General features: G+C 44.0%; 14 protein-coding genes and 12 tRNA genes. 19 read left to right on the top strand and 7 right to left on the bottom strand.

Annotation, left to right across the window (positions count from 1 at the left end; all coding sequences use genetic code 11):
- Positions 1–103: 103 nt before the first annotated feature.
- From ACPUEK_RS18955 to ACPUEK_RS18900, 12 genes are all read left to right on the top strand, one after another.
- The gene (locus ACPUEK_RS18955; protein WP_082866265.1) at positions 104–1,174 is read left to right on the top strand and encodes a polysaccharide deacetylase family protein; all 1,071 of its coding nucleotides are present in this window, start codon (positions 104–106) and stop codon (positions 1,172–1,174) included.
- A 52-nt stretch (positions 1,175–1,226) separates the two neighbouring features.
- Positions 1,227–1,317 (top strand) — tRNA-Ser (locus ACPUEK_RS18950).
- Positions 1,318–1,361: 44 nt separating this feature from the next.
- A tRNA-Asn gene (locus tag ACPUEK_RS18945) sits at positions 1,362–1,437 on the top strand.
- A gap of 2 nt (positions 1,438–1,439) precedes the next feature.
- A tRNA-Pro gene (locus ACPUEK_RS18940) sits at positions 1,440–1,516 on the top strand.
- 27 nt (positions 1,517–1,543) lie between these two features.
- Positions 1,544–1,619, top strand: a tRNA-His gene (locus tag ACPUEK_RS18935).
- Between the two features lie 15 nt (positions 1,620–1,634).
- Positions 1,635–1,710 (top strand) — tRNA-Lys (locus ACPUEK_RS18930).
- A gap of 39 nt (positions 1,711–1,749) precedes the next feature.
- Positions 1,750–1,825: transfer RNA gene (locus ACPUEK_RS18925), tRNA-Asn, on the top strand.
- A 2-nt stretch (positions 1,826–1,827) separates the two neighbouring features.
- A tRNA-Pro gene (locus tag ACPUEK_RS18920) sits at positions 1,828–1,904 on the top strand.
- A gap of 28 nt (positions 1,905–1,932) precedes the next feature.
- Positions 1,933–2,008 (top strand) — tRNA-Lys (locus tag ACPUEK_RS18915).
- 11 nt (positions 2,009–2,019) lie between these two features.
- Positions 2,020–2,110: transfer RNA gene (locus ACPUEK_RS18910), tRNA-Ser, on the top strand.
- 29 nt (positions 2,111–2,139) lie between these two features.
- Positions 2,140–2,215 (top strand) — tRNA-Asn (locus tag ACPUEK_RS18905).
- Between the two features lie 16 nt (positions 2,216–2,231).
- A tRNA-His gene (locus ACPUEK_RS18900) sits at positions 2,232–2,307 on the top strand.
- 1,029 nt (positions 2,308–3,336) lie between these two features.
- Here the strand turns inward: ACPUEK_RS18900 and ACPUEK_RS18895 are convergent.
- The 7 genes from ACPUEK_RS18895 to ACPUEK_RS18865 form a co-directional block, all read right to left on the bottom strand.
- Positions 3,337–3,420: transfer RNA gene (locus ACPUEK_RS18895), tRNA-Tyr, on the bottom strand.
- A gap of 52 nt (positions 3,421–3,472) precedes the next feature.
- On the bottom strand, positions 3,473–4,450 hold the full coding sequence (locus ACPUEK_RS18890) for a ProQ/FINO family protein (RefSeq protein ID WP_067222948.1): 978 nt from the start codon (positions 4,448–4,450) through the stop codon (positions 3,473–3,475).
- Positions 4,451–4,453: 3 nt separating this feature from the next.
- The gene (locus ACPUEK_RS18885) at positions 4,454–4,627 is read right to left on the bottom strand and encodes a hypothetical protein (RefSeq protein ID WP_156489098.1); all 174 of its coding nucleotides are present in this window, start codon (positions 4,625–4,627) and stop codon (positions 4,454–4,456) included.
- A 4-nt stretch (positions 4,628–4,631) separates the two neighbouring features.
- Positions 4,632–5,099 (bottom strand): hypothetical protein, encoded by a 468-nt coding sequence (locus ACPUEK_RS18880; protein WP_067033553.1) that lies wholly within the window; start codon positions 5,097–5,099, stop codon positions 4,632–4,634.
- A gap of 9 nt (positions 5,100–5,108) precedes the next feature.
- A complete protein-coding gene (locus tag ACPUEK_RS18875) occupies positions 5,109–5,330 on the bottom strand; it encodes a cell division protein ZapB (protein WP_067033555.1) in 222 nt (73 codons plus the stop codon).
- Positions 5,331–5,379: 49 nt separating this feature from the next.
- Positions 5,380–6,570, bottom strand: coding sequence for a flagellar assembly protein FlgT (locus ACPUEK_RS18870; protein WP_067222951.1), 1,191 nt, complete (start codon positions 6,568–6,570; stop codon positions 5,380–5,382).
- Positions 6,570–7,196: an LPP20 family lipoprotein gene (locus ACPUEK_RS18865; protein ID WP_067033561.1), complete on the bottom strand. Its 627-nt coding sequence runs from the start codon at positions 7,194–7,196 to the stop codon at positions 6,570–6,572. Before ACPUEK_RS18865 ends, ACPUEK_RS18870 begins: the two co-directional genes overlap by 1 nt.
- Positions 7,197–7,427: 231 nt before the next feature.
- Between ACPUEK_RS18865 and ACPUEK_RS18860 the strand changes: the two genes are divergently transcribed.
- The 7 genes from ACPUEK_RS18860 (at position 7,428) to ACPUEK_RS18830 (ending at position 11,971) form a co-directional block, all read left to right on the top strand.
- A complete protein-coding gene (locus tag ACPUEK_RS18860; protein ID WP_067033563.1) occupies positions 7,428–8,414 on the top strand; it encodes a hypothetical protein in 987 nt (328 codons plus the stop codon).
- Positions 8,415–8,488: 74 nt separating this feature from the next.
- Positions 8,489–9,154 (top strand): alpha/beta hydrolase, encoded by a 666-nt coding sequence (locus ACPUEK_RS18855; protein WP_425641812.1) that lies wholly within the window; start codon positions 8,489–8,491, stop codon positions 9,152–9,154.
- A gap of 13 nt (positions 9,155–9,167) precedes the next feature.
- Positions 9,168–9,983, top strand: a complete 816-nt coding sequence (locus tag ACPUEK_RS18850) for an inositol monophosphatase family protein (RefSeq protein WP_425641811.1) — start codon at positions 9,168–9,170, stop codon at positions 9,981–9,983.
- Positions 9,984–10,060: 77 nt separating this feature from the next.
- Entirely contained in the window at positions 10,061–10,174 is a 114-nt protein-coding gene (gene ccoM / locus ACPUEK_RS18845) for a cytochrome c oxidase subunit CcoM (protein ID WP_425641809.1), read from the top strand.
- A 112-nt stretch (positions 10,175–10,286) separates the two neighbouring features.
- The gene (locus ACPUEK_RS18840; RefSeq protein ID WP_425641807.1) at positions 10,287–10,748 is read left to right on the top strand and encodes a DUF2489 domain-containing protein; all 462 of its coding nucleotides are present in this window, start codon (positions 10,287–10,289) and stop codon (positions 10,746–10,748) included.
- A gap of 2 nt (positions 10,749–10,750) precedes the next feature.
- Positions 10,751–11,119 carry a hypothetical protein gene (locus ACPUEK_RS18835; RefSeq protein WP_082866271.1) on the top strand — a complete coding sequence of 123 codons (369 nt, stop codon included), beginning with the start codon at positions 10,751–10,753 and terminating at the stop codon, positions 11,117–11,119.
- Between the two features lie 24 nt (positions 11,120–11,143).
- Positions 11,144–11,971: a mechanosensitive ion channel family protein gene (locus ACPUEK_RS18830; protein WP_067033576.1), complete on the top strand. Its 828-nt coding sequence runs from the start codon at positions 11,144–11,146 to the stop codon at positions 11,969–11,971.
- Positions 11,972–11,977 lie beyond the last annotated feature (6 nt).

Raw genomic sequence — 11,977 nt, 5'->3', positions numbered from 1 at the left:
TTTTAATAAGTGTAGTCTGCTGGTGGGACAAAGGGGGGGTTGCTGTTCGTGATTGGTTGAATCGCGTACAATATAAGTAAAGAAATACTTGTTAAGGTTCGCTATGACGTTTAAAAAATCGTTGGTTGCCGGTGCGGTTGTGCTCTGCAGTGGGGCGGCGCTGTCTCAGGATTATTTGCCAATCCTTCAGTATCACCATGTTGACGCCTCGACGCCTCGTTCAACCTCTGTTTCACCAGCTGAGTTTCGTGAGCACATGGATTACTTGAAAGACGCAGGTTTTCAAGTGCTGGACTTGGCGCAAGCGCTGGCAGATATAAAGGAAGGCGTAGCGTTACCAGAGAAAGCGGTAGCGATTACGTTTGATGATGCGTATCGCAATATTTATCAAAATGGCTTTCCTATCCTAAAAGAACATGGCTTTCCATTTACTGTCTTTATTAATACAGGTCCGATTGAACAGCGCCACCGTAACTTCTTAACGTGGCAACAGATGCAAGAGATGCAGCAGTCTGGGGGGATGTTTGCCAATCATACCGTGAGTCACCCTTACATGTTGCGCTTAGAAGAAGGCGAAACGACAGAGCAGTGGCAGCAGCGTATGACAGATGAGGTTAATACTGTTGAACAGTTGCTGGTCGAAAAACTTGGGCAATCGCCAAAAATGCTGGCGTATCCGTATGGTGAATCGAATCAGCAGATTCGAGAACAAATGGCGGAGCTGGGCATGATCGCTTTCGGTCAGCAATCGGGAGTAGTCAGTGGCCATTCGGACTTTACTAACTTGCCTCGTTTTCCTGCCGCTGGGAACTATGCCAAGTTATCGACGTTGAAAACAAAGCTGAATGCGCAGCCGATGCCTTTGGTGTCTTATCAAGATGGCGGCGATTTTGCAGGTAATGAGCCTGTTTCAATGACGTTAAATTTTAAAGAAGGGCATTATCGCCTACAAGAATTGTCGTGTTACGTATCAGGGCAGGGCAGAGCTGCCTTAGCGTGGCAGAATGAGACAACGCTAACAGTAACTGCGAACGACGCCTTCCCTATTGGACGCGGTCGTATTAACTGTACGATGCCAGATAAAACAGGACGACACTATTATTGGTTTTCCAATGTTTGGATCCGTGCAGCGGCGGATCAGGCCTATGTGACGGAAAAAGTTAAAAAAAGTTAAAAAAAGAGTTGCACAGAAATTCAGAATCCGTAATATACACCTCGCTCGCAACGGAGGGGTGGCAGAGCGGTTGAATGCACCGGTCTTGAAAACCGGCGAAGATTAATAGTCTTCCGAGAGTTCGAATCTCTCCTCCTCCGCCATTTCCTATTTGGATCTGGTTTGTAGCGAGTTAAAAATTAGTAATTCCCTGATAGCTCAGTTGGTAGAGCAAATGACTGTTAATCATTAGGTCACTGGTTCGAGTCCAGTTCAGGGAGCCAATCGGAGTATAGCGCAGTCTGGTAGCGCGCCTGCTTTGGGAGCAGGATGTCGGGGGTTCGAATCCCTCTACTCCGACCACTAATTTTAAAATGTAATGGCAATATGGTGGGCGTAGCTCAGTTGGTAGAGCTCCGGATTGTGATTCCGGCGGTCGTGGGTTCGAGCCCCATCGTCCACCCCATTTGCCACATAGTTTGGGTCGTTAGCTCAGTTGGTAGAGCAGTTGACTTTTAATCAATTGGTCACTGGTTCGAATCCAGTACGACCCACCAAACTATGATACAGGAATTATATTTCTGTTTTTTGACTGTTCCCTGATAGCTCAGTTGGTAGAGCAAATGACTGTTAATCATTAGGTCACTGGTTCGAGTCCAGTTCAGGGAGCCATTCGGAGTATAGCGCAGTCTGGTAGCGCGCCTGCTTTGGGAGCAGGATGTCGGGGGTTCGAATCCCTCTACTCCGACCAAGTCGAAATGTGTAAAATTCAAATGTGCGGGTCGTTAGCTCAGTTGGTAGAGCAGTTGACTTTTAATCAATTGGTCACTGGTTCGAATCCAGTACGACCCACCACTTTGATGTACGGAGGGGTGGCAGAGCGGTTGAATGCACCGGTCTTGAAAACCGGCGAAGATTAATAGTCTTCCGAGAGTTCGAATCTCTCCTCCTCCGCCATTTTACCTGCCTAGTGCGGGCACTGTTGTTCCCTGATAGCTCAGTTGGTAGAGCAAATGACTGTTAATCATTAGGTCACTGGTTCGAGTCCAGTTCAGGGAGCCATATCTAGCACTATATGGTGGGCGTAGCTCAGTTGGTAGAGCTCCGGATTGTGATTCCGGCGGTCGTGGGTTCAAGCCCCATCGTCCACCCCATTAGTTGCCTATTTAATATTTCCTTCCTTTCGCTTTCTCCTCAGTATTTTCTACATTTCTACATTTCTACATTTCTACATTTCTACATTTCTACATTTCTACATTTCTACATTTCTACATTTCTACATTTCTACATTTCTACATTTCTACATTTCTACATTTCTACATTTCTACATTTCTACATTTCTACATTTCTACATTTCTACATTTCTGTTATTTGTCGTTCCTTGAGTGGTTGCTATGAATAGCCGTAGGTCTTGAGGGGGTTTCTCTGATAGCTTTTCGAGCCGTTTTGTTGTCCAGGTGTTGTGGTTGCTTTGGTGTTTGATAGGTCGGTCTGCAAAGTATTTCTAAGCTATTGAGAGGGGTTATCTTGCTTGCTCCTTGTTGAGTTGTGCTTATAAAAGTCTGCACCAATCGTGGGTCGTAGATTGACTGGTTTGGGTGGGTTGTTGCTGCTTGCTAGAGTTTTCTTTGTTGTGCTCCCATTATTACGTATCAATAACAAGATTTTTCGCTGTGGTTGGTCTGAGGTTTTATCGGATGATTCGATGCGGGTGCAGGCTTCATGTCATGGGTGAATATAGCCAGTCTTGGTGTGTTTGGCTTTGTAGAGTGGGTTGATCGCTGAAGGGCTGACTGGTGCTTCGTTAAGTGGTTCTGTGATGTATGAGCCTAGGAGAAAGCTTGTGTGGGTGCTCGGTATCAGTGGTTTCTGTGGTGTTCCGAGGTTTCTTAGTTGCTTGTAAATGGCTATTGATATGAGAGTTGTATAGCTAATAGGTATCTGAGCTGGTCTAGTGGTTATTTAGTTTGAGAGGGTTGGGTGTCTGGATTTATTGATGGAGAGGGTTTGAAGGGTTTTCTCTGATATAAATAATATCGCTATGTTTGAAGTGCTTAAATAATAATAGAAATGGATTTTGTTGTTCAGTTAAAGTGTTTTTAATTACTTAAGTCAGAATGACTTGATAGATGAATTTTTAATTTCGAGCGATTTTTATAAATAAAAAATCGAGAAAAGAAAAATGGTGGAGGGAGGTGGATTCGAACCACCGAAACTTTCGTGGCAGATTTACAATCTGCTCCCTTTGGCCACTCGGGAACCCCTCCACAGCAGCGAGGCATATATTACGTATAGCCCCGCCTCTTGTAAACCCCTTTTTTAACTTTTATTCGTTAAAAGTGCTAATTTAGCTTTCATGCGCTCTTCAGGCGACAGATTATCGAATTGAGGGTCTTGTTTTGGTTGGTTGCGCTCTTTGTTTGATGAGCGTGGGTTTGCTTTGCCTTTGCTTTTATTTGCTTGAGGTTTGTTGTCTTGAGGACGTTTGCCTTTGTTGTGTTTAGGCATTGGCTTTTTCGCCTCAGGTGCAGCAGTAGGCTTCTTAGTGTTAGGAAGTGCTGGTTCATCGCTTACCGCGATGCCTTCTAGGTCAATACGGGGTTGGCCCGACTGTAGACACTTCTTGTAACGGTCAGAGCGTGTGTAAGCGGCCATGGCGCGCTTTTGTTTGCTGGCGTTAAACTCTTCGTCCAAGGTCATATCTTTATCGATCCCAACCTTAAGTGGGCGAGGGTTATTCCAATCGAATGCTTTGGGGTAGCGATCTTCCAACATCTTAATCAGGCGACGATTGTTCTTCTGATTTTTCTGACGACGCTTCTCCTCGGCACTGAGTGATGCTGTTTCAGGAGTTTCGCTAGGCGTAGAGGTTGTTTCAGTATGCTCAACTTCAGTCGCAGCAGTCTCTTGGATGTCAGCGGTGATCGTTGTTTGTTGTTCAGTAGTCATAGGAGAGTCTTTTGTTTCTTGAATGTCTTCAGTTGGTTGATCTTCCAAAGCAGAGTGAAGAAGGTCAAAGTTTAAAGTGGTCTGGTTGTTGTCTGTTTCTGGCTCATCTGCCTCTGATTCAACAGGATTGAGCAGGTCTAGACTGTCTTCAATGTACAGTTGTAGCTGTTCTTCGGTTGAACGGCGCTGGCTCATTGAGGAAAGTAGATCTAACGAGGCATCACTTGGCGCGCTGCTTTCATTAGAGTGGGTGTGCTCTTTTAATTGCTCAATTTCAAGTTTAGCGAGTTCTAACTGATTCACTAAATCATCGATTTTGCCTTCTAAGGCTTTGATTAAGCGGTCCATAAGTTAATTTCCTGCATCAGCAAGCCAAAGTGGTACACGCGGAGCGTCTTCAAGGCCAACCATTTTATTTAGCTGCTGGGGGGTAGGCAGAACAACCAGAGAAGGTGTGCTGTTTTCCAACCAGCGATAGACGCTAATCAGAGCAATACAAATAATAAGAATCGCAAACAGTTTCATAGCGTTAGAATGTTAGACCCACGCCGATGGTAGCATGGCGATCGTAAGCAGTGTCGTTAGAGTTATACACCTTCATAAAAAGGTCGATACGAGTGTCATCGGTAAGACCGATGCGAAAGCCGGCTTCTGGATAAAACGCAACATCATCTAATACATTAACGCCAGCACCTAAGTAGCTCCAAACAGGAGCGGAACCATTGACATAAAATAGTGGTGTTGGCGTATAAAAGCGCATGCCAACGTGGCCGCCCGTTTCAAAGCTGTCTCGTAAAATGAAAGACACACCACCATATACTGATAGGCTACGAGGGTAAGTGTATTCCATTGAAGCATTTATAAAGCTTGATGTTGTGCCTGTTGCTGTTGTCGGCTTGCTGAAAACGCCTTCAAAGCTGAATAGAGGAGAAAATTGTCCAGCGGCAAATGCGCTGGTGGCCCCTGCAAGAAGTGCCGCTGTAACAAATTTTTTCATAAACGTTAATTAATCCAGTTGGTTAAGTTTGCTCAGCATTTGGTTCAAGCTGCTTTCCCAGTTTGTGGTTTGCTCAGCTTGTTGTGCCAGTTGTGCTTTTGTTTCGTCACGCTCTTCTGATAGCTCGTAGTTCTGCATCTCCAGTTCAGAGATGCGTTGACGAAGTGTTGAAATCTCTTCTACTGCTGCATTGATGCGCTGTTCTAGGTGATGTAATAATTCGTTGTTCATGTAACTTCTATCCTGATCATATAGGTTGTTGTGGCTTGATTTTATTCAATTACCAAGCGATCACAACATCTTGTTGTTGTACGTTTAGAATTCTAGCTTCGACAGCGAGCTCGCCAATAGCAAAGTTCGGTTGAACTTGCGTAATTGTAACATTGATGTTGGCGTTATTAAGCTGTGTTTGCGCATTCTGCAATTGGTCAAATATCTCATAGCGACGAAAAACTTGAAACTGGTCGCCTTTCTTAATTCCAGCTAAGGCTCCAGCGTTTAAATAGATCTGGTTTCCTTGTGTACGAAAAATGTTGGCAACAAATGGTTGGCAACGTAAATCATCGCTGGTATCGATAGACATTGCATTCAATGTCTGAGCCACGACTTTACCATAATGTAGCGCCCAAAACTGTGAAGATCCAAAGCCAACCTTGTTGTTTTCTTCGGTGTCCCAGTTACCAACTTCATCATAACGATGTTGAAAGATCAAAGCGCCACTAAATCCATCGTAAATATATAAATCGAGCACAAAACTACGTTGTCCATCCTCTTTGTTCGCCCAGCTGAGCAAAGAGTTAAGGGGAGTCTTGTCTTTAGGATGTTTAGGGTACAGCTCACTGATGTCTCGAATCACACCACTTATGACGTATTGCACGCCAAGATCTTCGCCGATGCGAGCCACATCTGTTAATGAACCGTCATTATTAGCTGAGGTAGGTGCATTGATTAAATCGGGATAAACACTCAGATGGGTTGCCGCCAAAGCTCTTATATAACCTTGCTGGTTGATTGCGTCGACCAAGTTTTTAGGTAATTGACGACCAATGTTATGTAATGCACCGAGTGTGGCTTGTTGTGGAGATTGTAAGGCAAAGCCTGTTACGCCAACGGACTTTCGATAAGGGTTAACGGTACCGTTATCGCACATGTCGTCTGTATTAATATTAGCCTCAATGGTAAGGCTTAAAATATTATCAAACACTTGCTCCGAAATGATATCGACATTGTCAGCTTGCCCTGAGGCTTGGATAGAAAGGTTCGAGTTTAGTGTGCCATTACTTAGACTGTCATTGCTTCGTACTAATGCGCTGGCTTGAAGCGTTGCCTGTTTAATTGCTTGTTGTGTTGCGCGGTAGCGAGCATCATTTATATCTTGATTATAAATAATGGCTTGGCCCTCTGCTTGAATGACTTGTGCAGGAAGGCTCAATGACAGAAGCAGTAATAGAGAGGAAACCAAAACTTTCATTATTGCACGCTATAAAATGAGGACGGTTGTTTTTTGGGAGCCGCCATAGTGCTCGAAGGTGTACTGCGTTTACGTAACTGGCAGTTGGGATTGGAGCGAATGGCCTCAGGAGAGCTGGCACATTGCCTAAAGTTTTCTTGCAATGCCAGTTCAACAACCGTTTCGAATGTACCGTCTTCCAGTTCTCGCTGTGAAATCACTTTGGCACCTACTAAATAAGCATTTACATAAGTTCGAAGTTGGTCATGTTCCATCATCATGTTGCTCAGGGAGCTGGTGCCATCCAAACTGATCCCATAAACACGTTCGGAAAGGTTTCGATAAGCTTCAAGCTTTGAGCCCCTCATGGACATAAGACGAGCTTGAGACTTCGACATGGACTTACTGGAAATTGGAGCAGAATAGCCGGTAGCATTAATGACAATAGGGTCTCTTTGTACGACATCTACGATTTCTACATTACGAGCTTGTTGCGATGCAGCTGGGCTGCCCGCTACGGATGCCATACCGTCAACACAAGGCGATGTTGAGGTGCAGATAGGCGTGCGTGGTTGCGTGGTGACACAGCCTGAAAGTAACAGCATTGATGTGCACGCCACGGTTAGCAGACCACCTTTTAATTTCATTGAAGCTCCTCCATGTCGGTATGCCTTGTTCATATTGCATCGCTAAATTCATATTCCCTATAGTGTACGGTGTTTACCACCCAATCTTGAAGTAAATTTGCACAAAATTGCATCATAAGGCTGTTATTCATATGAAAATCTTGTCTTTAGAAATTGTAAGACAGGGTAATCCATTCTGGTGAAAGTCTGATCTGTGTCTATACTTATCTCGATAAAAGTGGGAGGTTGCATATGATAAATGTCCTTGAACTTAGCTTGTTGAGTCAAGCTCATAACCTGCCAGCCTCATTAGCCGAGCGTTTGCGCTTTGAAGTCGAGCAAACTCTAAAGGGATTGTATGCTGATGAGTCCTTAGCAGACCGAATTGATGATCTTTTTTTACCCTTTGCTCGCTGGGTGAGCGACTGTTCCAAGCCTAAGCATGCACCGCTGATTCTTGGTTTAGGTGGTCCGCAAGGTTGCGGTAAAACCACTTTTTGCTCCGTTGTTAGTCATATTTTGGCTAAAGGCTTTGATTTGAATGCCGTTGTCGTCAGCTTGGACGATTTATATCTACAGCGTTCGGATCGACTGTCCTATGCTTCAAGAAAGCATCCATTATTTGGAACCCGAGGTGTGCCAGGGACTCATGATACTCAGCTGGCGCTTACTATTTTTAATCGTTTAAAAAACTTAAAAGCAGGTGAAGTAATGTACGTACCTACTTTTGATAAGTCTTTAGATGATCGTAAGCCTGTGCACCGCTGGCAAGAGGTGTCTGGCCCTGTTGATGTGATTTTCTTTGAGGGCTGGTGTGTTGGTGCTCAGGCCATGCCTGAAGAGCATTTAATGGAGCCAATGAACGTCTTGGAAAAAGACAAAGACCCTGATGGCATATGGCGTAGTGAGGTGAATAAGCATTTACAAACGGATTATCAAACGTTATTTGATTTAATTGATGTAAAAATGTGGATGCAGCCACCCAGCTTTGATGTGGTATATGATTGGCGCAATAAGCAAGAGCGTGTTCTCGAGGCGCATTTGTATGACATACATGGCGGTGTTTTAGATACGTTAGACATAAAAGTGATGTCGCCTGAAGTGTTAAAAGGCTTTATGCAATATTATGAGCGAATTACGCGTCATATGATTTGCTCGATGTTACAGCAAGCGGATGTTCAGTTTGTATTAGATGAACATCAAAAAGTGCTGGAAACAAAGTTGCCGAGCTCTCATTAAGCAGAGCAGAAATAACGCTGAGATATGATAGGCTATCGTGATAAACGATAGCCTATTTTTTTTTGGAGATACCCGTGGCAGAAGCACTTGAATATATAACAGTTGATACAGCAGAGAATCCACAATATGCCGTGATTTGGCTGCATGGATTGGGTTCAGATTGTCATGACTTTGAAGGTTTGGTTCCGCAGCTAGGGTTATCAGGAAAGGGTGTGCGCTTTGTTTTTCCTAATGCGCCCATTCGTCCGGTTACGATTAATGGTGGCATGAAAATGCGTGCTTGGTATGACATATTAGAAATGACGCTCGATCGTAAGGTTGACATGGACAATATTCATGAGTCGGCAGAGCAAATTGAAACCATCGCTACAGATTTAGCCGAGCAGGGGATTTCAAGTGAAAATGTCGTGATAGCAGGATTTTCCCAAGGAGGCGTAATTGCTTACCAAGTCGCCTTATTCGGTCAGCATCGCTTTGCTGGCGTAATGGCGCTGTCTACTTATCTTGCGGATCCAGACGTCATTGAAAACGATGGCTCGAATACAAACCAAGAAACACCATTTTTAATTCATCATGGCTCTTATGATCCTGTAGTGGCGCCTGTTTTAGCTGAGCGAGCTAAGCAACACTTGGATGAGTTAGGTTATGATTGTGAGTATAAAGTTTATGAGATGCCTCATGCCGTTTGCCCAGATCAAGTGCGCGATATCGCTTTATGGCTAAATCAACGTTTTTCATAAAAGGCTCGGAATAATGGACGAAGTAACGGTTGATGAGTGGCTAAGTTACGCTAAAAGTTGGGCGACACATGCGGGTGCAATGATACAGGAGGCACGCAATCTTGCTGACTTTTCTGAGCAATATAAGTCTGAGCACGAGTTAGTGACGTCAACAGATTTGGCTGTGGATGATTACTTGTGTAGACAAATTAAGCAGACTTTTCCTGATCATTTGATTTTATCTGAAGAGTCTTCTCCTGATTTAGCATTAGTGCAGAAAAGTGACGTCCCTGTATGGGTTATTGATCCCATTGATGGGACGATTAATTTTGCGCAAGGTTTACTTTACGTTGCGGTATCCATTGCCGTTTTATATCAAGGCGAGCGCTGGGTAGGGGTGGTGCATGCGCCGTTTCTAAATCAGACATTCAGTGCGATAAAAGGGCAAGGTGCTTGGCTAAACGGAGAAGAAATTCACGTAAGTAAACGTTCCGACATTCGCAATGCGATTGTGGCGACGGGGTTTCCTTATGACAAAACTGCCTTACCGCAGCTGATGCATTCATTAGGTTCCGTATTAGCGTCTTGCCAAGATATACGGCGCAATGGCTCTGCTGCATTAGATCTGTGCGCCGTGGCGAGTGGTGTGATTGATGCTTATTACGAGACCGTTAAGCCATGGGATATGGCTGCCGGGGCCTTGATCGCGAATGAAGCGGGTGCTTTGGTTGGCAGTTATACGCCACAAAATGACTCGTGGCCTTCTGCCATAAACGGCCACTGTCTACTGGTGGCGCCCCCTGATTTATATCATTCTTTATTAGATGTCTTGCAACTGTCGAAAATTTGACCTGATGTGCGTCAGTCTAGTTCATGACGTTTACTTCTAATCTGGTGATGAGTGTTTTAACCGAATAGGAGGTCGTTATGTTTTTAGATGATGTAGTTTTAGCGGGTGTTGTGACAGTAGGGTTGATGTGTGTCTTTTTTATTGGCTTTGGGATCATTGTTTATCGTCATATAACCCGTGACAAAAAGTGAAAACTCTGGGCATTGCAGTATTTGTGGTGCCCAATCCTCCTTCTTTTGCTGATCGTTTCCTGAACCCTGTGTAGAATAGATTCTGAGCACATGACCAGATCTCAGGAGACTTATGTCTACAACTTCATATTTTATTGCTTTGGCGGTTTGTTTACTTCTCATCGTCGCGTCTATTTACTTCATCTCAAGACAGCTAAAGCTGAATAAACAGCGTGCTGATCGAATTCAAGCTGGTGAACAGCGTCTTCAAGAAGAGCGTGCGAAACGTATTGAAAGTGTTCGTATTCTTATGCAGGCCATTGAAGAGGATGACAAACTGACTTGGACAGAGGTCGCAATCCGTGTCAAAAATTTGCTAGATCAGTTAAGCATTGACTTGTCTGAACATGAAAGTGTAAGCGCGATTTATGTGATCGAGCAAAATACGCAACATATTCCGACACATGATCAATGGAATGAGTTACCACTAAAGGCTCGCCGTAAATATCGCGACGAAATGGATGCGTTGGAAGCGAAGCATCTTGAGCAACTGCGTCAGGCAAAAAACGATTTGTTAGCGTATAAATTCGACTGATTATGGCACAAGCTATATTGGCGGTTCTAATTAGTTTTGTGGTGTTTATCACCATACTATTATTTTTTATAAAGCATCGTCAGCGTATGCCGTATTATCAGGTAGACCAAGAAGGGTGCATCAAAGTGCTTCAAGAAGCCGTTTCCGGCTCATTGTTAGAGCGTGATTGGCATATCTTTATTGGGATGCAGGTTCGCTATGATAATGAAATTGAAGCTTTGCGGTTGGCGTGCCTTGAAGTGGATGATAGGCATGTTATAAATACCGTTACTAAAAACGGAAAGGTGTACATGGTGTTCTCAAAACAGGGAACACTAGTGCTCCAAGATCTGTTAGATCATTGGCAGCATAAAAAAGACTATTTAGCTTAACTAACGAGAGAGTGGGAATTACTTATGGATGACTTGGAAAAGTGGATCGACGAAGGAAGCCAATGGCTACCTTGGATAACTGAGAAGGGTGTGGCCATCATTGCTGGCATCGTCATCTTCTTTATTGGTAAATGGCTTGCTAGACGTGTATCGGACTGGGTCGAAAACCGCATGCTTAAATCCAAAGTGGATAAAGCAGTAGCAGGCTTTGCATCGAGTATTATGTACGCTCTATTGTTTGCGGGCGTGGTGTTAATGGCCTTGGGCCAAATTGGTGTAGAAACCACATCATTTATTGCCATTTTAGGTGCGGCTGGCTTGGCAGTAGGTCTTGCTTTACAAGGGTCGTTGTCAAATTTCGCATCGGGTGTATTGATTATTCTTCTACGTCCATTCCGTGCCGGTGATTTCGTAGACGCTGGTGGCCAAATGGGAACTGTAAATCGCATTGAACTGTTCCATACTCATATGAAAACGCCGGATAACCGAGTTATTATCGTACCAAACTCGGATATTATGGACAGCTCAATTGTTAACTTCTCGCGAGAATCAACGCGTCGTTTAGATCTGGTGATCGGTATCAGTTATGAATCTGATATCAAAAAAGCGCGAGATCTAATGAAAGAAATTTTGGTTAATGATGAGCGAGTTTTGAAAGATCCGGAGCCTATTATTTGGGTCTTTGAATTAGCCGACAGTTCTGTAAACTTTGCTGTACGCCCTTGGGTTAAGGCTGAGGACTATTGGGCTTTGCGTTCAGACCTTTTAGAAAAAATTAAATACACATTTGATGAAAACGGTGTTGGTATCCCATTTCCTCAAATGGATGTACATTTGTCGAAAGAAGACTAATAGTCG

This window comes from Marinomonas gallaica (genome assembly GCF_049821165.1).
Classification (GTDB): Bacteria; Pseudomonadota; Gammaproteobacteria; order Pseudomonadales; family Marinomonadaceae; genus Marinomonas; species Marinomonas gallaica.
This window is presented reverse-complemented; position numbering and strand designations above follow the sequence as displayed.

Bases quoted from the DNA above. Each gene is read 5' to 3' on its own strand.
- ACPUEK_RS18955 (WP_082866265.1), top strand. From the start codon at position 104: ATGACGTTTAAAAAATCGTTGGTTGCCGGTGCGGTTGTGCTCTGCAGT.
- ACPUEK_RS18890 (WP_067222948.1), bottom strand. From the start codon at position 4,450: ATGGACCGCTTAATCAAAGCCTTAGAAGGCAAAATCGATGATTTAGTG.
- ACPUEK_RS18885 (WP_156489098.1), bottom strand. From the start codon at position 4,627: ATGAAACTGTTTGCGATTCTTATTATTTGTATTGCTCTGATTAGCGTC.
- ACPUEK_RS18880 (WP_067033553.1), bottom strand. From the start codon at position 5,099: ATGAAAAAATTTGTTACAGCGGCACTTCTTGCAGGGGCCACCAGCGCA.
- ACPUEK_RS18875 (WP_067033555.1), bottom strand. From the start codon at position 5,330: ATGAACAACGAATTATTACATCACCTAGAACAGCGCATCAATGCAGCA.
- ACPUEK_RS18870 (WP_067222951.1), bottom strand. From the start codon at position 6,570: ATGAAAGTTTTGGTTTCCTCTCTATTACTGCTTCTGTCATTGAGCCTT.
- ACPUEK_RS18865 (WP_067033561.1), bottom strand. From the start codon at position 7,196: ATGAAATTAAAAGGTGGTCTGCTAACCGTGGCGTGCACATCAATGCTG.
- ACPUEK_RS18860 (WP_067033563.1), top strand. From the start codon at position 7,428: ATGATAAATGTCCTTGAACTTAGCTTGTTGAGTCAAGCTCATAACCTG.
- ACPUEK_RS18850 (WP_425641811.1), top strand. From the start codon at position 9,168: ATGGACGAAGTAACGGTTGATGAGTGGCTAAGTTACGCTAAAAGTTGG.
- ccoM (WP_425641809.1), top strand. From the start codon at position 10,061: ATGTTTTTAGATGATGTAGTTTTAGCGGGTGTTGTGACAGTAGGGTTG.
- ACPUEK_RS18840 (WP_425641807.1), top strand. From the start codon at position 10,287: ATGTCTACAACTTCATATTTTATTGCTTTGGCGGTTTGTTTACTTCTC.
- ACPUEK_RS18835 (WP_082866271.1), top strand. From the start codon at position 10,751: ATGGCACAAGCTATATTGGCGGTTCTAATTAGTTTTGTGGTGTTTATC.
- ACPUEK_RS18830 (WP_067033576.1), top strand. From the start codon at position 11,144: ATGGATGACTTGGAAAAGTGGATCGACGAAGGAAGCCAATGGCTACCT.